The sequence below is a fragment of the Pantoea sp. GABEPS69 genome (assembly GCF_045780835.1).
GTDB lineage: Bacteria > Pseudomonadota > Gammaproteobacteria > Enterobacterales > Enterobacteriaceae > Pantoea > Pantoea septica.
Genome location: NZ_CP118619.1, coordinates 408374 through 425339 on the forward strand (window position 1 = coordinate 408374; position 16966 = coordinate 425339).

The 16966-nt window shown below is 59.1% G+C and carries 20 protein-coding genes; 5 read left to right on the plus strand and 15 right to left on the minus strand.

Annotated elements, in window-relative coordinates:
* Window positions 1-4 precede the first annotated feature (4 nt).
* Together PVE98_RS21730 and PVE98_RS21735 are read right to left on the minus strand one after the other, a co-directional pair.
* The gene (locus PVE98_RS21730) at window positions 5-952 is read right to left on the minus strand and encodes an NAD(P)-dependent oxidoreductase (RefSeq protein WP_096074248.1); all 948 of its coding nucleotides are present in this window, start codon (window positions 950-952) and stop codon (window positions 5-7) included.
* Window positions 952-1644 carry an RraA family protein gene (locus tag PVE98_RS21735; RefSeq protein ID WP_313618861.1) on the minus strand — a complete coding sequence of 231 codons (693 nt, stop codon included), beginning with the start codon at window positions 1642-1644 and terminating at the stop codon, window positions 952-954. The genes PVE98_RS21730 and PVE98_RS21735 overlap by 1 nt, the downstream gene beginning before the upstream one ends.
* 171 nt (window positions 1645-1815) lie before the next feature.
* Between PVE98_RS21735 and PVE98_RS21740 the strand changes: the two genes are divergently transcribed.
* Complete coding sequence (locus tag PVE98_RS21740) at window positions 1816-2526, plus strand: IclR family transcriptional regulator (protein ID WP_096074246.1); 711 nt, start codon at window positions 1816-1818, stop codon at window positions 2524-2526.
* Window positions 2527-2628: 102 nt separating this feature from the next.
* On the opposite strand, the gene PVE98_RS21745 is transcribed toward PVE98_RS21740, so the two are convergent.
* From PVE98_RS21745 to PVE98_RS21785, 9 genes are all read right to left on the minus strand, one after another.
* A complete protein-coding gene (locus tag PVE98_RS21745) occupies window positions 2629-2943 on the minus strand; it encodes a DNA-binding transcriptional regulator (RefSeq protein WP_033748913.1) in 315 nt (104 codons plus the stop codon).
* Window positions 2936-3280, minus strand: a complete 345-nt coding sequence (locus PVE98_RS21750; RefSeq protein WP_096074245.1) for a toxin — start codon at window positions 3278-3280, stop codon at window positions 2936-2938. The genes PVE98_RS21745 and PVE98_RS21750 overlap by 8 nt, the downstream gene beginning before the upstream one ends.
* A gap of 114 nt (window positions 3281-3394) precedes the next feature.
* On the minus strand, window positions 3395-4240 hold the full coding sequence (gene aroD / locus PVE98_RS21755; protein ID WP_096074244.1) for a type I 3-dehydroquinate dehydratase: 846 nt from the start codon (window positions 4238-4240) through the stop codon (window positions 3395-3397).
* 94 nt (window positions 4241-4334) lie between these two features.
* On the minus strand, window positions 4335-5723 hold the full coding sequence (locus tag PVE98_RS21760) for a cytosine permease (RefSeq protein ID WP_096074243.1): 1389 nt from the start codon (window positions 5721-5723) through the stop codon (window positions 4335-4337).
* Window positions 5724-5932: 209 nt separating this feature from the next.
* Window positions 5933-7399, minus strand: a complete 1467-nt coding sequence (locus PVE98_RS21765) for an aldehyde dehydrogenase (protein WP_096074242.1) — start codon at window positions 7397-7399, stop codon at window positions 5933-5935.
* A gap of 11 nt (window positions 7400-7410) precedes the next feature.
* Window positions 7411-8448, minus strand: coding sequence for an LLM class flavin-dependent oxidoreductase (locus PVE98_RS21770; protein ID WP_313591048.1), 1038 nt, complete (start codon window positions 8446-8448; stop codon window positions 7411-7413).
* Between the two features lie 20 nt (window positions 8449-8468).
* Window positions 8469-9389 (minus strand): flavin reductase family protein, encoded by a 921-nt coding sequence (locus PVE98_RS21775; RefSeq protein ID WP_033748931.1) that lies wholly within the window; start codon window positions 9387-9389, stop codon window positions 8469-8471.
* Complete coding sequence (locus PVE98_RS21780) at window positions 9376-10221, minus strand: alpha/beta fold hydrolase (protein ID WP_096074239.1); 846 nt, start codon at window positions 10219-10221, stop codon at window positions 9376-9378. The genes PVE98_RS21775 and PVE98_RS21780 overlap by 14 nt, the downstream gene beginning before the upstream one ends.
* Window positions 10193-10795 carry an amino acid synthesis family protein gene (locus tag PVE98_RS21785; protein ID WP_096074238.1) on the minus strand — a complete coding sequence of 201 codons (603 nt, stop codon included), beginning with the start codon at window positions 10793-10795 and terminating at the stop codon, window positions 10193-10195. Before PVE98_RS21785 ends, PVE98_RS21780 begins: the two co-directional genes overlap by 29 nt.
* Before the next feature lie 457 nt (window positions 10796-11252).
* Between PVE98_RS21785 and PVE98_RS21790 the strand changes: the two genes are divergently transcribed.
* Both PVE98_RS21790 and PVE98_RS21795 read left to right on the plus strand, forming a co-directional pair.
* Window positions 11253-11930: a GntR family transcriptional regulator gene (locus PVE98_RS21790; protein WP_033748940.1), complete on the plus strand. Its 678-nt coding sequence runs from the start codon at window positions 11253-11255 to the stop codon at window positions 11928-11930.
* Window positions 11931-11933: 3 nt separating this feature from the next.
* Window positions 11934-12218, plus strand: coding sequence for a DUF1330 domain-containing protein (locus PVE98_RS21795; RefSeq protein ID WP_096074237.1), 285 nt, complete (start codon window positions 11934-11936; stop codon window positions 12216-12218).
* Between the two features lie 67 nt (window positions 12219-12285).
* Here PVE98_RS21795 and PVE98_RS21800 read toward each other — a convergent pair whose 3' ends face one another.
* Window positions 12286-12993: a phage antirepressor KilAC domain-containing protein gene (locus PVE98_RS21800; protein WP_033749107.1), complete on the minus strand. Its 708-nt coding sequence runs from the start codon at window positions 12991-12993 to the stop codon at window positions 12286-12288.
* Between the two features lie 286 nt (window positions 12994-13279).
* Between PVE98_RS21800 and PVE98_RS21805 the strand changes: the two genes are divergently transcribed.
* Window positions 13280-14473, plus strand: coding sequence for a zinc-dependent alcohol dehydrogenase (locus tag PVE98_RS21805; protein WP_033748946.1), 1194 nt, complete (start codon window positions 13280-13282; stop codon window positions 14471-14473).
* 38 nt (window positions 14474-14511) lie between these two features.
* On the opposite strand, the gene PVE98_RS21810 is transcribed toward PVE98_RS21805, so the two are convergent.
* From PVE98_RS21810 to PVE98_RS21820, 3 genes are all read right to left on the minus strand, one after another.
* On the minus strand, window positions 14512-14859 hold the full coding sequence (locus PVE98_RS21810; RefSeq protein WP_096074236.1) for a hypothetical protein: 348 nt from the start codon (window positions 14857-14859) through the stop codon (window positions 14512-14514).
* Between the two features lie 30 nt (window positions 14860-14889).
* Complete coding sequence (locus PVE98_RS21815) at window positions 14890-15063, minus strand: hypothetical protein (RefSeq protein ID WP_179944755.1); 174 nt, start codon at window positions 15061-15063, stop codon at window positions 14890-14892.
* Between the two features lie 318 nt (window positions 15064-15381).
* Window positions 15382-16068 (minus strand): hypothetical protein, encoded by a 687-nt coding sequence (locus PVE98_RS21820; RefSeq protein WP_096074235.1) that lies wholly within the window; start codon window positions 16066-16068, stop codon window positions 15382-15384.
* Between the two features lie 168 nt (window positions 16069-16236).
* Between PVE98_RS21820 and PVE98_RS21825 the strand changes: the two genes are divergently transcribed.
* Window positions 16237-16914, plus strand: coding sequence for an SOS response-associated peptidase family protein (locus tag PVE98_RS21825; protein ID WP_096074234.1), 678 nt, complete (start codon window positions 16237-16239; stop codon window positions 16912-16914).
* Window positions 16915-16966: the final 52 nt, after the last annotated feature.

Genomic DNA, 16966 nt, shown 5'->3' on the forward strand with positions numbered 1-16966 from the left:
CTATTTATACCGGCGAAGGCGCCTCGGCGGCGTCTTCCTGCAGCACGCTCAGCACATTGCGCGCCGCCGCGCAGCCCATTTTTACGTATGAGGTATCGCTTACGCCGCCGATATGGGGAGAGAGGATCAGGTTGTCCAGATGCTGCCAGCGGTGCGGCGCGGTCAGCGGCTCCTGCGCAAAACTGTCCAGCGCGGCGCAGCGCAGCGTGCCGTCCTGCAGCGCTTCCGCTAACGCCTCTTCATCAATGAGACCGCCGCGGGCGGTGTTGATCAGCATGGCGCCTGGTTTGAACTGCGCCAGCGCCGCGCGATCGATCATGCCCTGGTTTTGGGTGGTCAGCGGACAGTGAAGCGACACTACGTCGGCCCGACGCAGCAGCGTCGCCAGCTCGACCGATTCGCATCCGTCAGGCAGCTGTTTCGCCCAGGGATCACAGGCGATGACCTGCATGCCGAAGGCCGCGCCCGCTTTCGCCACGCGGCCGCCGATCGCGCCCAGTCCGATCAGCCCCAGCGTGCGTCCCTCCAGCTCCAGCGATTTATGCCGCGCTTTATCCCAGTGCCCTTCGCGCATGCGCCTGTCCAGCGTAATTACCGATTTGGCGCAGGCGAGGATCAGCGCCCAGGTGTGCTCCGCGACGGCGGCGGCGTTGGCGCCCACCGCGGCCAGCACGCGAATACCGCGCTGCGCCGCCGCAGCCTGGTCAATCACGTCGATTCCGCTGCCATGTTTGGCAATCACCCGCAACGCCGGGGCGGCCGCCATCACGCGCTCGTTAATCTTGCCGTAGCGCACAATGATGGCGAGCGGATTATGCTGCTGGCACAGGGCGATCAGATCCGCCTCGCCTGGCTGACGGCCGGCATAGACCAACTGATAAGCGTGCAGCAGATCGACCGCCTCCTGCGCCAGATCGCTGCCGGTAATGATAATGGTCGGCTTATGGCTCATCACAGCATCTCCCCGTCGTTCAGCATGCCCGCCGCGCGCAGCGCCTCTTCCAGCCAGGGCGCGCGAATATCGCCCTGACGAATGGCCTGAAGCCGGCGATTTTCGCTATCCAGCTTTTTCTGCGCCAGCTCCAGCAGCGCTGCGACCTCTTCCCGCGGCAGCACTACCACGCCGTCCGCGTCGCCGATAATCAGATCCCCTGGCTGGATTGCCGCGCCCGCCACCGATACCGGTTGATTAACGCGCCCGGCAATGGATTTAGTCGGACCGCAGGGATTAAGCCCGGCGGAGAAAACCGGAAAAGCGCCCTGTGCCAGCGCATCGCTGTCGCGCACTGCGCCATCGATAATTATCCCGGCGATACCGGCGGCGTGCGCCTGGGCAGACATGATCTCCCCGATCAGGGCGCAGCTAAGATCCCCTTTCCCGTCGACGACGATAACGTCGCCCGGCTGGGCAATCGCCAGCGCCGCATGAATGGCCAGGTTATCGCCGGGGCGCACTTCCACGGTTACCGCAGACCCGGCGACTTTCATGGCTGGGTTTAGCGGTTTAATTCGCCCGTGCAGCGTGCCGCGTCGTCCTGCCACATCCGCGAGTATCGCCGCCTGAAATTCTGCGGCGCGTTTGACGAGGTCGGACTCGACGCGCGCAATAGCGCGTTTTAATAGAGATGATGGATGATCGGTCATGGCTGTCGCTCCTGTTGTTTTACTCTGTAAAACTATGTTTTACTATATACAACAACTATAGCCAGCCAGCCTCTGGCAAAGCCACTGTTAACGATTCATTTGTGATGTAAACACGATGTAAATCACAAATTGCAGGTTACAATCCGTAGCGCCAAAATCAGGAGGAACAGGATGGGAAATGAAGGCGTAGTTGCCGTAGAGAAAGCGCTGGCGCTGCTCGACTGCTTTAAACCGGGCGAGGAGTCCTTGACGCTGACCGCGCTGGCGCAGGCCTCGGGTCAGCATAAAACCACGGTCTATCGCCTGATGAATTCGCTGGAGCGAATGCATTATGTCATCCGCCGTGAGAACGGCAGCTACTCGCTTGGGCCGCGTCTGCTCTATCTCGGCAAGCTCTATGAACAATCTTTTCATCTGGCGAACATTGTCCAGCCGGAGCTGCACGCGCTGGCGGCCGCCACCGGCGAAAGCGCCTCCTGGTACGTTATCGAGGAGGGGCAACGGCTCTGCCTGTTCCGCGCCGAGTCGTCGGAAGGGCTGCGCGAAACGCGGCTGGCGGGCAGCTCGCTGCCGCTGGATAACTCCGCTATCGGCCAGGTGCTGCGCCACTGGGGTCTGCACGAGCCGCTGTTTGCCCAGCCGCCTGCGCTGCCGCTCTATACGTCCGGCATTCGCGATCCGCATATCGCCGCGTTTTCGCTGCCGGTATTCGGCGAGGGCGATACGCTGGCCGCCGCGCTGGCTATTACCGGCCCCTCATCACGTCTGACGCCGGAACGCACCGACCGCGACGTTGCCCGCGCAATGCAGGATAGCGCTTATCGCCTGTCGACGCGGCTGGGCGCCAGCAAGAGATTTTGCGACCGCTTTTATCAGCGCTGACGGGTATTGGAAAAAAGAGAGGAAGATCGCGCACCGCCGTTGCTTGAGCGGTGCTCGACGTTATTGGTGTTTCTTCGGCAGGTAATCAGGCTGGCGCCCTGTTCAGAGATGCGCGAGTACGTTAAGCGTGTCGGGATTTTGCTGAACCATACGGATCAGCAACACAGCCTGAGCATTAGGCTTTGCGCGCCCCTGCTCCCAGTTCTGATAGGTGGTCTCACCTGTGTGAAGATAATGAGCGAAAACAGCCTGAGAGAGATTAAGATTTTCACGCACGCGACGTAACTCTTCAGGTGCAATCGTGGCAGGCGCGCGTTTTTCAACTTTATAGGATTTAAGCGTTATTTTGCCTTCCTGATGATCTTTTAGCTCCTGCATACCTGCCATCAGTTCACTAAAGATATCGCGTTCAGCCATTTCTCAACCCTTTCTTAATTACGTTAAGCGCCTCAGCAAGCGCATCGCACTGTTGTCTGGACAAATCGTCATTTTGGTCTTTGTCATAGAGCGTAAACAGGATGAACTGGCGATGTCCGAGCGACCAGTAATAGATAACCCTGATACCGCCTCGCGTTCCCTTGTTTCTGCGTTCGTCCTTGAAGCGAACCTTACGTAAGCCTCCTGTATCAGGAATAAGATCGCCCTTTTCAGGATTCATCAGTAACATGTTCTGAAACTGCCGAAACTGATCGTCAGTAAGGTACTCAGCCCGATATCTTTGAAAGCTGGCAAGCTCGATGAAAGTAGCGTCCATGATATTCCCTGTCCCGAACCTGAGAGTAAATTACCCCCAACTTGGGGATACTTCAAGCGCTTTGTCAGGGCTATAACGGCACGCTACAATCGTTAGTCTTTACTGAATCGCAATTTAAAATGATGACGCATTCGCCTTATGCAGCGTGCTCATCGCCCGATCCAGCGCCTGCACCTCAAGCTGACCCGGCGCGGACGCTTCGTCCAGGGTGCCGAAAGTCAGATTGCTGCCGAAAATCTCACCCGACATGCGCGTCACCGCGCCCAGGCCGCCCATCGCCATGGTCAGCAGCGGCCTGTCGCTGCGCTGGCGCATCTGCCAGGTCACGTCGCTCAGGCGGCTGACGTCGTGCGGCGTTTTCGGCATCACCGCTATCTTCAGAATGTCCGCGCCGTGCGCCTCCTGCCACGCCAACCGCTGCAGCATGTCAGCGTTATCCGGCGTCGCCTGGAAGTCGTGATAAGAGAGGATAACCGCGACGTGACGGCGGTGCGCCTGCGTCACCAGCCGATCCACCGCCGGCGCGCCGATGCGCATCTCGATATCGATAAGATCGGCGAAGCCTGCCTCGATCCACTGCTGATAAAGGGCGATATAGCTGGCGTCGTCCGGCGACAGGCTGCCGCCTTCGTTTTTAGTGCGCAGCGTCAGCAGCAGCGGTTTGCCCTGTAGTTCGCGGCGCATCTCTCGCCCGAGCTGCGCGACTTTGTCAACGTTAGTGGCGAAATCGAGCTTATCGACGCGAAGTTCGGCCATCTGCACCTGCGGCGTTTGCGCGGCCTGGCGCGCCAGCTTCAGCGCGCTCTCCGCATCGTCGCCTGTGGTCGAGACGATAATGGCCGGTTTGCCCTGCTGAATAGTGAGATTGCCCACCTGCAGCGGCCGCACGTGCGGCGTCGGCGGTTCCGCAGCCGCTGCGGAAACCGCCATCATCAGTAACGCTAACGGTGCTTTGAGCATAAAATTTCTCCCTGTCCTGAATAAAACACAGGGTTTAAGATCTAGCTCACGCATTTGCCGTCAGCAAGCGGGATCGCCTCCGGCGTTGCTTTACCTATTGCGCGCGCTGCTGCTGGGGCGCCGTCAGCGACGCGCCTTTTTTATGGAACAGCAGATAGGCGGCGCTGGTCACCACCAGGCTGATCACCCAGGAGATATCGGCGCCAGGGATCAGATGCGCGTAGGGTCCGGTAAAGAAAGCGTTCTCAACGAACGGAATCTGCACCACCACGCCGCCGAAATAGATCAGCAGCGCGTTGGCGTTCACCAGCCCGTAGCGCCCCCCGTCGGCGCGGAAAATCGAAGGGATGTCATAGCGCTGTTGCTTCACCACATAAAAGTCGAGCAGGTTGATCACGCTCCAGGGGATCAGTACCCCAATCAGCGCCCAAATCAGATTCAGGAAGAAGGAGACAAAGTTGGCCGATGCCGCCAGCGACACCAGCACGCCGCCCACCAGCACCACCGCTGAAAATACCACGCGCACGCGCGCCGCCGGCAGCCAGGCCGGGCGGAAGGTCTGCAAGGCGGTAATCAGCGAAAGCACCGAACCATAAAGATTCATTGAGTTATGGCAGATGATATTCAGCAGGAACAGCACCATCAGGATCGGCCCGAGCCAGCCGGTCGCCTGCCGCACAGCCGCCATCGCATCCCCTTCGCCGCCGACTAAATTCACCGCCACCACGCCGAACAAAAATGCCAGAATTGTGCCGCAGCAGGCGCCGAGCCAGGTGCAGATAAAGGGTTTGAACACCCCGATATTGGCGGGCAGATAGCGGGAATAGTCAGAGGTATAGGGTGAGAAGCTAATCTGCCACACCGCGCAGATGCAGAACGTGGCGAACCAGCCGTTGAGGCTGAAGCTGCCGCGCTGCCAGAAATCCACCGGTAGCGGACGGTCGAGCATCACGATCAACCCCACCACCAGCGCAATGCCCATGACCCAGGCGCCGACCTTGTTGATATGGTGGATAAAGCGATAGCCGACGATACCGATCAGCGTTGCCGCGACCGCGCCGAGGATAGTGGCACTGTGGACCGGCAGCGCCGGGATCACGTTATTGATCACCTTGCCGGAGAGCGTCACGTTGGAGATAAAAAAGCCGAGGTAGATCGCCGTGGTAAAGCAGATCACCAGCAGCGATCCGTAGCGGCCAAACTGCGCGCGGCTCTGCACCATTTGCGGAATGCCGACGCGCGGCCCCTGCGCCGAGGTCAGCGCCAGAAACAGCCCGCCAAACAAATGACCAGCGATAATCGCCGAGATCGCCGAGAGAATATTGAGATGGTAAGTCTGGGTCGAGATGGCGCCGGTCACCACCGCCAGCGGCGCGATATTGGTGCAGAACCACAGAGTGAACAGGCTGCGCGCCTGACCGTGCCGCTCGTTTTCCGGCACGTAGTCTACCGATTTATTTTCTATCACGTTGTTTTGAGACATTTTTATCCTCCGCACTGGGGATTTTTATTTTGTGATGTGTAGGGTTGTTTAGCTGAACTGCGGCAAAGCCTGGCCGGAGGCCGTCGTGGCCCCGACAACAATCGGGCTTCTGGATTCATCCTTTACGTCAGACGCGACGCCGGTATCCGTGCGGCGCGCGCCTGCGGGTAACCTCGTCCGTGAGGTTTTTTCCTGGTGTGGAAACGCAATTAACGCATGATAAAGGGATCGCCGATGGGCTCATCGCTGGTGCGCAGCCACACCGTTTTGGTGGTGGTGAACTCCAGCGCCGCCTCCATGCCGCCTTCGCGGCCGTGGCCCGACAGACCGTAGCCGCCAAACGGCGCCAGCGGCGACACCATGCGGTAGGTATTGATCCAGACCACGCCGCTGCGCAGCGCCTTCGTCACGCGATGGGCGCGCGCCAGGTTCTGCGTAAAGACGCCCGCGGCCAGCCCATAGGCGGTATCGTTGGCGAGGCGAATGGCCTCCGCTTCGTCGCGAAAGCTCACCACCGATAGCACCGGACCGAACAGTTCGTTCACCACGGTTTCGGCCCGCGGCGCGGCAGAGCAGTCGAGAATGGTCGGCGGATAGTAGAAGCCGGGCCGGTCGATAACGTAGTGGCCGGTCAGCAGTCTCGCCCCCTGCTCCAGCGAGCGGGTGACCAGCGACTGAATGCGGGTTTTCTGCTGTTGCGTGCAGAGAGGGCCGAACTGCGTCGCCATCTCCTGCGGCGCGCCGATTACGATGCGCTCGACGCGCGCCACCAGCGTCGCCAGAAAACGGTCTTTGATGCTTTCCGCCACCAGCAGGCGCGAACCAGCGACGCAGCTCTGGCCCGACGCGGCAAAGATCGCCGCCACCTGCGCATTGGCCGCGCTCTCCAGGTCGGCGTCGTCAAAAACGATAAACGGCGACTTGCCGCCCAGCTCCAGCGTGGTTTTGCTGAGGTTCTCCGCGCTGTTGCGCACGATGTGGCGCGCAGTCTCCGGACCGCCGGTGAAGGCGATATGCGCCACGTCGGGATGAGTGGTCAACACCGTGCCGCAGCTCTCGCCGAAGCCGGTAATAACGTTGCAGACGCCCGCCGGGAAACCCGCCTCGGCAATCAGGCGAGCGAAGGCGAGCAGCGGCGTCGGCGCGCTTTCGGCCGCCTTCACCACCAGCGTACAGCCTGCCGCCAGCGCCGGGCCGATCTTCACCGCGGAGAGAAAAAGCTGGCTGTTCCAGGGAACGATCGCCGCCACGACGCCTACCGGCTCGCGCCGCGTCCAGGTTTCGGTGTCGGCCTTATCGATGCTGAGCACGCGCCCTTCCATCTTATCGGCCAGTCCGGCGTAGTAACGGTAGTAGTCCGCGACATAGGCGATCTGCGCGCGGGTTTCGCGGATGATTTTGCCGGTGTCGAGCGTTTCCAGCCGCGCCAGCTCATCAGCGTTCTGTTCGACCAAATCCGCCAGCCGCATCAGCAGCTTGCCGCGCATCGTAGCGGTCAGGTCGCGCCATGCCGGCGCGTTAAAGGCCTGATGCGCCGCCGCGACGGCGCGGTTGACCTCTTCCGCGCGCGCTTCGGCGATGGTCGCCCACGGCTGACCGGTGGCGGGATTCAGCGAGTCGAACGTTGCGGCGCCCAACTCAAACTGGCCGTTGATAAAGAGTTTGAACGATTCCATCTCGGCACCTGTTAGTGAAATTCGGGCATCACCTGGTTGATAAAGCGGGTCAGAGACGCTTTTTTACGTTCGAACGTCATGCCGCTGTCGATCCAGAGCGCAAATTCGTCATAGCCCAGCGCTTCGTAGTGCTTAAGCCGCGTGATCACCTCGTTGGCGCTGCCGATCGCCAGGTTCTTGCGCATCGCGGCGGCGGAGTAGTAGGTATTGGCGGCAATGTCGGCATCGCTCAGCGGCTGGATCAGCCCCTGACTGACCGGACGTTCGTTTTTGAACCAGGCACCGAAGTAGTTGTAGAAGCGGTTAAGCTCTTCCGCCGCCTGCTGTGCGTCCGCTTCGTCCTCTGCCACGTAGCCATGCTGCAGCAGCATGATCTTCAGCGGCTTCTCCGGCGCGAGGCGCTGGCGCGTTTCGTGGAAGCACTGCGCCAGACGTACGATCTCTTCATCGCCCTGATGCAGCGGCGTAACCTGGACGTTGCAGCCGTTAGTCACGGCGAACTCGTGGCTGTTGGGATCGCGCGCGGCGATCCAGACAGGCGGGTGTGGCTGCTGCTTCGGCTTCGGCGACGAGGTAGAGAGCGGAAACTGCCAGAACTCGCCGTCGTGGGCATAGTCTCCTTCCCACAGTTTTTTCACCGCCGGCACCAGCTCGCGCATGCGCTGGCCGGCATCCCAGGCGGTCAGGCCCGGCATCATACGTTCATATTCGTAGCTGTACGCGCCGCGCGCGATGCCCAGCTCCAGGCGACCGCCGGTAATGATATCGGTCATCGCCGCCTCGCCCGCCAGCCGCAGCGGATGGTTGAAGGGCGCGATCACCGTGCCGGTGCCGAGCCGCACGTTTTTGGTACGGTTCGCCAGATCCGCCAGGTTGATTAACGGGTTAGGCGCGATGGTGAAGTTCATGCCGTGATGCTCACCGGTCCAGATGGCGTGCATATTGGCCTGATCCGCCATCTCGCACAGCGCCATCATTTCCTGGTAGAGCTTGTCCTGCGGCTCATCGGGCGAAATGCGTTCCATATGGATAAAAAGTGACAGTTTCATAGGGTACCCCGGTACGAGTTTCAGCTGGCGAATTGTTTTATTGAACCGTTGATTTCATCGCCGTAATAGATGCTGTAATTGCCGACGCTATTCTCTCTGACGAAGCGGTTCATCAGCGATTTCAGCGCCGAATCTTTGATGGAAAGCGCAGAAATTTTTTCCAGATCGAGCCATTCGCCCTGGCTGAGCGCCCCAGGCGTGCTGTCGGTCGGCAGCGCGCAGAGAAAGACAATGTGCTGCTTGTTGCTCTGGCGATCTTCGTAAACCGAATAGACGAAGCCGGGACTGGCGTTGACGCCCAGATCGGCCATCAGCGCAGTAAGGGTCTCGCTGACGCTGCCGTCGGCGACATGGCGCGAAGGCAGGCTGGCTGCGCCCTCTTTCTGCACCATGATGGCGTGGCCGTTGCATTCGATCAGCGCGCTGACTTCAACGGTCAGGCGATTGATCAGGGTTTGCGCATTCTGGTACGGCGTGAAATAGGCGCCGCGGTAGTAGCCCAGACCGGCGGTCGCCTGAGAGTCGAACTCGTCGACCCTGCCGATCAGGATCGCATGGTCGCCCGCGTCCACCACCTGATGCAGCGCACAGTCGAACCAGGCGGAGCTGCCTTCCAGCAGCGGCGTGCCGTTGTCGCTGGCGCGCCATTCCACCAGCGCAAAGCGATCCTCTACCTTCGAGGCGAAGATATTCGACGTCTCTTTCTGCTGCTCCGCCAGAATATTCACCGCAAAGTGCGCGCACTCGGTAAAGTTGGCGAAGTTGGCCGAACGCTTGTCGATGCTGACCAGCAGCAGCGCCGGATCGAGCGACACCGAGGTAAAAGAGTTGGCGGTAAAGCCTATCGGCTGGCCCGCTTTGTCGCGGCTGGTCACCACGGTGACGCCGGTCATAAAAGCGCCGAACGCGTCGCGCAGCTGTCTGCGTTTATCTGTCTGCATGAGAAACTCCTGCCAGTGCGTTGATCTGTTTTTCCGCCGCGACGGGCGCGGTTAAGAAGTCCATCATCTCCTGACTGACGCGCTCGGCGTCCGTCAGGCTCACCATATGCCGCGCGTTGGCGATAACGATCGCCTGTCCATGCGGCGCCGCAGCGGCCATGGCGCGCGCCATCTGCGGATTCGAATTGGCGTCCAGCTCGCCGGTCAGCACCAGCACCGGACAGGCCATTTCGTCCCAGCGATCGGCGTAGACCTCGTCGCCGCTGGCGAACGCCTGGTAGGCGTCGGCGTAACCCTGAAGATTGACCTGCTGCAGCCAGCCGCCGACGCGATCGCGCAGCGCGGTTTCGTGTTCGTCGTCGCCGAACCAGCGCGCCAGCGGCGAATCGAGATCGGCGCTGCCGGCCGCCAGCTCCTGAGCGCGCCGCAGTACCGCCTGACGCGCCGCGTCGCTGCGGCGGTAGACGCCGCTCATCACGATGGCGTGGCTGACGCGTTCTGGGTAGTCGATCGCCAGCCCGGCGGCGATCAGCGCGCCCATCGAGTGCCCTGCCACGGCGAAGCGTGACTCCGACCGCTGGTCGAGAAACTCTGCCAGCCAGGCGACATAGTCCGGCAGCGAGACCGGCCGACTAAAGGCGTCGCTCTCGCCGTGCCCCGGCATATCGACCGCGATCACGTGGAAGCGCGCGCTCAGCGCCTCAATCTGCGGGTACCAGGCTTCGGCGTTCATCCCGACGCCGTGGATCAGCACCAGCGGCGCGCCTTGCCCGGCTTCGAGATAGCTGACGCGCATCTGGCTGCTAGAGAGCCGCTGGGTTTTTCGCATCATGGCCTAACTCTTTCAGGTCGGAGTAACGGTTGCCGATACGGTGATGCGGACGGCCGCCCATCGCCGCGCCCAGCGCGATGACGATCTCGTCGTAGCGCGGCGCGTCGCCGATAGTAAACTGCATGGTCAGGTAGTGTTCGCGGCTGCCTTCGTCGTTTTTATGCATCATCGGGATCAGCACCGGCGTGTTGGCCGGACCGCGCGTGTTGTTAAACGCCAGATAGCTTTTGCTCTGTACCGCGCTGCGGTAGTGGTTGCCGAAGTGCAGCGTGTGGATCAGTGCGGAAGCGTGTTCCAGTTCGCCATCGAGCCCGACTACGGCGCTTTTGCCAAAGGCTTCGACGTTTTCGCCGCTCCCCGCTTCTTTCAGGATCAGCCGGGTAAGCAGTTCGCCCAGCACCGGCGCGAACTCACGGATCTGCGGCGCGAGATCCTCAACGTAGCCCTGATCGGCCCAGGGGTTTTTCACTACGGCGGCGGCGGCGATCATCACCAGCGGTTTAGCGGCAGCCTTGCCGCCGTCGACGTACAGCGTTTCGGTGGTCACGAGCGTTTTACGAATGGCGGGATGCATAGTCCTCTCCTGAAAGTTATCAAAATGCTAAATGAATGTTTCGTGAGTGGTATAGCATTGGGGAAATTGCCATGTCAAAATATGGTATACCATCATACGATATGGCATTTTAATGGCTGTTGACGATGATTTGCTGATGTTAGTGAGCTGATTTGAAAAGGGATTTTAGACAGGGGGAATGCCGCGTTATTTAACCGCTCGTTGCTGGCAAATTTAAAATGCGTAAGCGAAAAAGACACGTACATCAAGGCATTGCGCGTCGCCAACTGGCGCGATGCACTATTTTTAAGCAGAATGCAAAAGTGTGAGGCGGGCCGAATTTAACGTCTGAAAGCGCATCCGCTGTTGCAGCGAGGGCATTGCGCGCGTCGATCGTTCGGTGTTAATAGTAAGTTATCTTCCGGCGCAGTCGGACCCGCGTCAGGTTTATTTATCTAATTGAATACAGAGGGATTTGATGGTTGAAAACCATTCTCTGAGAATTGAAAACGCGCCGGTGACTCTGCGCGAACTGGCGCTGAAGAAAGTGCGTCAGGCGATTATAGCCGGCTATTTCAAGGCGGGCGATCGGCTGGTGGAGCGTCAGCTTACCGAGCAGCTCGGCGTCAGCCGCAGCGTGGTACGTGAAGTGATCCGCTATCTGGAGGCGGAAGGCCTAATCGAGATCCTGCCGAAAAAAGGGCCGATCGTCGCCCTGCTGACGTGGGAGATCGCCGAGCAGATTTATAATATTCGCCTGCTGCTGGAGCAAGAAGCGGCCTATGACTGCGCGCAGCGCGCTAACGAGGCCGATAAGGCGCGGCTGCGCCAGCAGCTGCAGCAGATTGCGCAGGCGTCGCGCGAGCACGACGATATCAAGCGCGTCGAGGCGTCGCAGGCGTTTTACGAAACGCTGTTCAGCGTGGCGCATCACACCATCGCCTGGGAGATTGTACAGCGTATGAATAGCCGCATCAGCCGCCTTCGCGCGCTGACGCTTGCCTGGCCGGAGCGCGAGGTAGCAGGCTTTGAACGCATGTCGCGCATCTGCCAGGCGATCGAGCAGAACGATGCGCCGCGCGCGAAACAGGCGGTTTATGAACATCTCACCGAAGCCGCCAGCCTGGCGAAGCAGATCCTTTCTCAACCGGAGTAAACCATGGCCGCATACTGGATTGCGCACGTCACCATTCACGACCCGACGCAGTATCAGCACTATATGGCGCTGGCGCCCGCCGCCTTTCAGGCCTACAACGCACGTTTTCTCGCGCGCGGCGGCGAAGCGACGTCGCTGGAGGGCGCCGCATTTCAGAAGCATGTGTTAATCGAGTTCGACGACTATCAGAGCGCGCTCGACTGCTATCATTCCGAGGCCTATCAGCACGCCCGCGCCGCACGCGCCGACGTAGCAGAAGCGATGATCACCATCGTGAACGGGCTATGATGCGCCATTGAATTGCAGGCATAAAAAAACCGGTCAGCGACCGGTTTTAACATGAATGCGGCAAGATTCAGGCGGCGACGCCTTTAGGCTGCGTAGCGACATGTCCCGCCCACAGGCTGGCGACCCACTTCACCCCTTTGGCGGTAAAGCGCGCCTGCGAAAACGCATGCTGATTTTCTCCTACGCCCGAGCGCAGCGTAAAGTAGCCCGCCTGCATATGGTGATGCTGCGGCGTCAGCGTGCCTTTGTCACGGTACATGATATTGCGCTCCAGCAGGAACTGGCGAAACTCCGGCTCTTTCACCTTCAGCATTTTGCACAGCTGGCGAAAGCCAAGCGAGTCCGTCACCTCGACGAAGCGGTCAAAAAATTCCGCCTTTGGGGCGGAGAGCGCCAGCTGTTCTTCGGCGGCGCGGCGCTGCTCAAACTGCTCGGCCCAGGCGCGCGCGGCTTCGGCGGGATTGGTGAAGTCGGGCAGATGCGCCACTTTCTCACGCTCCTGCCATTTATCGAGCAGATCGGCGGTAAAGCCCGGCGACAGGCGCGCAACGGCTAACAGCGAGTCGCGCTTGTTCAGGCAGAACTCCTGACGCATCTCTCCTTCATGCTCGTAAAGGTTGATCGTCACCGGCTGCGAAAGCCGCTGTGCGGTTTCCAGGCTTTTGATCAAACGTTTTACTTCACCGTGGGTAATGCCGGTCAGTCGGGCGATTTCACGGCTGCTCATCAGGACAGAAGCGTTGAGAGCAGAAAGATTTTCAGTAGAGAACATCATCAGCGTCACCTCATGCAAACGTACGCAGCCGTTTGGGCTGTTGAATAAGTATACAGGATACTGTTGTTATATCCAGTATTTTTTTTAAGCGTTTTACTAAGAATTTGCCGTCTCGCCTGATTGCGCAACAGCCGCCGCGCTTGCGTTACCTGTATCTGCGGCCAGGCTTAAACCAACTCCGTCTTCTACGCCAGCCATCCCTGAAAGTACGGGAAGCGCACCCCCGGCGTGGAATTTCCGTGTTGCGTCATGGCGACCGGCACACTCATCAAGAAAGGATGTTGTTATGAGAGCTCTGACCTATCATGGCCCGCACCGGGTTCGCGTTGAGACCGTTCCCGATCCTGTTCTGCAGGAGCCGGACGATATTATCTTGCGCGTGACGGCCACGGCGATTTGCGGCTCTGACCTGCACCTCTATCGTGGCAAGATCCCCGGTACCGAGCATGGCGAAATATTTGGCCACGAATTTATGGGCGAAGTCGTCGAGGCGGGTTCGGCGGTGACCAGCGTCGCCGTCGGCGATCGCGTGGTGGTGCCCTTCGTCATTGCCTGCGGCGACTGCTTCTACTGCCATCTGCATCAGTATGCCGCCTGCGAAACCACCAACAGCGGCCGCGGCGCTATCCTGAACAAAAAGAATATTACGCCGCCGGCAGCGCTGTTCGGCTTCAGTAACCTCTACGGCGGCGTGCCCGGCGGTCAGGCGGAATATGTGCGAGTGCCGAAAGCCAACGTCGGCCCGTTTAAAGTGCCGCTGACGCTACCGGACGATAAAGTGCTGTTCCTGTCCGATATCCTGCCGACCGCCTGGCAGGCGGTGCAGAACGCCGGTCTGGATAAAGGCTCCAGCGTGGCGATTTTCGGCGCGGGTCCGGTGGGGCTGCTCAGCGCCGCCTGCGCCCGCCTGGTCGGCGCGGAAGAGATCTTTATGATCGACCATAACAATTATCGGCTGGAGTTCGCCCGTCAGCGTTACGGCGTCACGCCAATTAACTTTGACGATATCGACGATCCGGCGGCATGGATTATCGAGCATACGAAAAATAATCGCGGTGTTGACGCGGTTATCGACGCTGTCGGCTTCGAAGCGAAAGGCAGCCTGACCGAAACGGTATTAAGCAACCTCAAGCTGGAAGGCAGCAGCGGCAAGGCGCTGCGCCAGTGCATCGCCGCCGTCAGGCGCGGCGGCGTGGTGAGCGTGCCGGGCGTTTATGCCGGCTTTATTCACGGCTTTATGTTCGGCGACGCCTTTGATAAAGGGCTGACGTTCAAGATGGGACAAACGCACGTGCAGGCCTATCTGCCGCGCCTGCTGTCGCTGATCGAACAGGGATTGCTGACGCCGGAAGAGATCGTTACCCACCATATGCCGCTTGAAGACGCGGCGCACGGCTATGAGATCTTCGAAAAGCGCAAGGATGACTGCCGCAAGGTCATTCTGGTGCCGGGCATGGCGTCGCAGCGCGCCGCCAGCTAACACGGTCGTCCAGGCTGCCGGAGGCAGCCTGGCGACGGTTAACGCACGATATCTTCGTCGCTGTCGTTGAGTTCCGACAGCGAAATTTCGCGTGACGGCGCGTTATCGAGACGGTCGCCATATTCGCCGCGCACGTCCGGCAGGCTGGTGAACTGACCGTCGACGAATAAAAAGCTCAGGTGCCGGGCGACATCATTCAGCATCTCTTCAGCCTCATTTTCCGTGGCGCCTTTCGCCTTTTTGCCGTCGAGCTGCCAGCGCAGCTTACCGCCAACCAGCTCGGCGCCGCCGATATCGACCACATGGCCGTCAATATTTTCCACCAGCAGGCGAGACTGGCAGTAATAAAGTAGGTAAGGCATCAGGTCACGTTTATTTTCAGACATCTCTTCTCCTGCGGCAGACTATTTCTGCGGTTAAAAATGGAAATAATAACGTAGCGCATAGATCGCCCAGTAAATGGCATTTGCAGCCAGGTAAATCCAGCATCCCCAATAGGCGACGGGTTCACGTTTGGTTCGGAGTTTGGGCAGAAAAGCCAGCAGATAACCGGCAGCGGCGATAAGCGAAACGAAATAGAAAAACTTCATCTTCCCTCCTGAAAGTCGTTTATTTCATAGAAGGATAGTCAGTTTTTAGGGTAATAGCGTGAAAGGAGCGTAAATAGATTTCAGGCTGGATTAGGCGCTACGCTTAAGAGCAACTTCAGCGGGAAAGCGTTCAACTTCGAATTTTTTCTGTGAAATTGGTTTGTTTTTTCCGCGATACCTTTACCAAAAGTTGAACTTTATCGCTATGGGTAAACTATTACCAAAATAATGCTTAATAACGTGCGGTTGCCGGTTATTCTTTATCGCTTTTGGAAAACGCTGCCGATACGGCGCAGCGTCTTTATCCTAAACCGCGCGTCAGGAGGGCTTTTTCAACAGTCGCGGCAGCTGATTATCAAGTTCCAGCAGGCAGGCATCCATCATTTTCTCTGTTTCCTGCGTCACTTTCTGATAATTGTTCGCCTGCCATTCAGCCAGCGGTGCGGTTTTCGCCGCAGGCTCGCAGCTTGCCACCGTAAAGGCGCTAAACACCGTGCCGCCCTCAGGACGCTTATAGAAAATAACGCGATAAGAGAGATCGTAATTGCTGTTAGCGGAGGATAAATCCGTATAGACCAGAGACCAGCTTGACGCGCCGATAATAAGCGCGTGCTGCCAGGCATAGCTTCCGCCGTTCTTATCTAAATATTCCGCGATTTTCGCTTCTGCCTTTGGTGCGAAGTAGCGGCTGGTCGGCTCCGGCAAGGCGTCTATTGTCGTGCCCCGATACCCCTTTTTATCAAACATATCGGAGCTGATGCTGGCACCGCCCAGCAATGCGCCTACCGCGGTCAGGCCCGCAACCACGCCGGTGGAGCCAGGTCCAACAACGCGCAGGTGAGCGTCGGGATAGTGGTTGCCGTTCATATCGGTCTGCGCCAGGGTAGTAAGAACCTCCAGGCTGCTGCCGCCTGAGCCTTTAACTACCGTGGGTTTTTTGCCGCCTGCGCATCCTGCAAGGAGCGTGATAGCGAGCGTGCCTGCTGCAATAGTCTTGATATTCACTGGCCTTTCCTTTTTTAACGTCCCTCATGCATCTCACGCCGCCTGTCTTCTTGCATCAGCGCTGCGCAAGACAATCTGACACTATTAACGGACAAAAACCGGTAAGCTTTAGTAATGAATTCATGCCGCTCGCCTGGCAGTCTATGCTTAACAGCGGAGGTAATGACTATGTGTGGACGCTTTGCGCAGTATCGCAGCCGGAACGACTATTTTGACGCGCTCGGCATCGCAGACGACGAGCTGATTTACGATCCCGAGCCGATTGCGCGCTACAACGTTGCACCGGGCACCCGCGTGCTGTTGCTTAACATGCGCGACGAGCATCTGCATCTCGACCCGGTATTCTGGGGCTACGGCCCCGAATGGTGGCATAAGCAGCCGCTGATTAATGCCCGTAGCGAAACCGCGCCCACCGGCCGCATGTTCAAGCCGCTGTGGCATCATGGCCGTGCCGTAGTGCCTGCCGACGGCTGGTTCGAATGGAAAAAAGAGGGTAGCCGCAAACAACCTTTTTTTATCTACCACCAGCAGCGCGAGCCGCTGTTTTTCGCCGCTATCGGCAAGGCGCCCTTTGATAAAGAGCACGGGCATGAGGGATTCGTTATCGTGACCGCGGCCAGCAACAAAGGCATGGTAGATATTCACGATCGTCGTCCGCTAGTGCTGCGCGCCGACGCGGTGGAGGAGTGGCTCAGCGAGGAAACCTCGCCTGAACGGGCGCAAAAAATCGCCGAGCAGGCGGCGCTGCCGGAGACGGCATTTCGCTGGCATCCAGTGACGAAGAAGGTCGGCAATATCCATAATCAGGGCGAAGAGATGATTGAGGAGACGGTCGAAGCGGAGTAGCCGCGTTAGCGAGCAAATGATCTCAATGCAGGACGGAAAATGGCGATTGCAG

Bases quoted from the DNA above. Each gene is read 5' to 3' on its own strand.
- PVE98_RS21805 (WP_033748946.1), top strand. From the start codon at position 13,280: ATGAGAGCTCTGACCTATCATGGCCCGCACCGGGTTCGCGTTGAGACC.
- PVE98_RS21760 (WP_096074243.1), bottom strand. From the start codon at position 5,723: ATGTCTCAAAACAACGTGATAGAAAATAAATCGGTAGACTACGTGCCG.
- PVE98_RS21730 (WP_096074248.1), bottom strand. From the start codon at position 952: ATGAGCCATAAGCCGACCATTATCATTACCGGCAGCGATCTGGCGCAG.
- PVE98_RS21735 (WP_313618861.1), bottom strand. From the start codon at position 1,644: ATGACCGATCATCCATCATCTCTATTAAAACGCGCTATTGCGCGCGTC.
- PVE98_RS21815 (WP_179944755.1), bottom strand. From the start codon at position 15,063: ATGAAGTTTTTCTATTTCGTTTCGCTTATCGCCGCTGCCGGTTATCTG.
- PVE98_RS21800 (WP_033749107.1), bottom strand. From the start codon at position 12,993: ATGATGTTCTCTACTGAAAATCTTTCTGCTCTCAACGCTTCTGTCCTG.
- PVE98_RS21765 (WP_096074242.1), bottom strand. From the start codon at position 7,399: ATGGAATCGTTCAAACTCTTTATCAACGGCCAGTTTGAGTTGGGCGCC.
- PVE98_RS21780 (WP_096074239.1), bottom strand. From the start codon at position 10,221: ATGATGCGAAAAACCCAGCGGCTCTCTAGCAGCCAGATGCGCGTCAGC.
- aroD (WP_096074244.1), bottom strand. From the start codon at position 4,240: ATGCTCAAAGCACCGTTAGCGTTACTGATGATGGCGGTTTCCGCAGCG.
- PVE98_RS21775 (WP_033748931.1), bottom strand. From the start codon at position 9,389: ATGCAGACAGATAAACGCAGACAGCTGCGCGACGCGTTCGGCGCTTTT.
- PVE98_RS21810 (WP_096074236.1), bottom strand. From the start codon at position 14,859: ATGTCTGAAAATAAACGTGACCTGATGCCTTACCTACTTTATTACTGC.
- PVE98_RS21750 (WP_096074245.1), bottom strand. From the start codon at position 3,280: ATGGACGCTACTTTCATCGAGCTTGCCAGCTTTCAAAGATATCGGGCT.
- PVE98_RS21740 (WP_096074246.1), top strand. From the start codon at position 1,816: ATGGGAAATGAAGGCGTAGTTGCCGTAGAGAAAGCGCTGGCGCTGCTC.
- PVE98_RS21795 (WP_096074237.1), top strand. From the start codon at position 11,934: ATGGCCGCATACTGGATTGCGCACGTCACCATTCACGACCCGACGCAG.
- PVE98_RS21770 (WP_313591048.1), bottom strand. From the start codon at position 8,448: ATGAAACTGTCACTTTTTATCCATATGGAACGCATTTCGCCCGATGAG.
- PVE98_RS21790 (WP_033748940.1), top strand. From the start codon at position 11,253: ATGGTTGAAAACCATTCTCTGAGAATTGAAAACGCGCCGGTGACTCTG.
- PVE98_RS21825 (WP_096074234.1), top strand. From the start codon at position 16,237: ATGTGTGGACGCTTTGCGCAGTATCGCAGCCGGAACGACTATTTTGAC.
- PVE98_RS21745 (WP_033748913.1), bottom strand. From the start codon at position 2,943: ATGGCTGAACGCGATATCTTTAGTGAACTGATGGCAGGTATGCAGGAG.
- PVE98_RS21785 (WP_096074238.1), bottom strand. From the start codon at position 10,795: ATGCATCCCGCCATTCGTAAAACGCTCGTGACCACCGAAACGCTGTAC.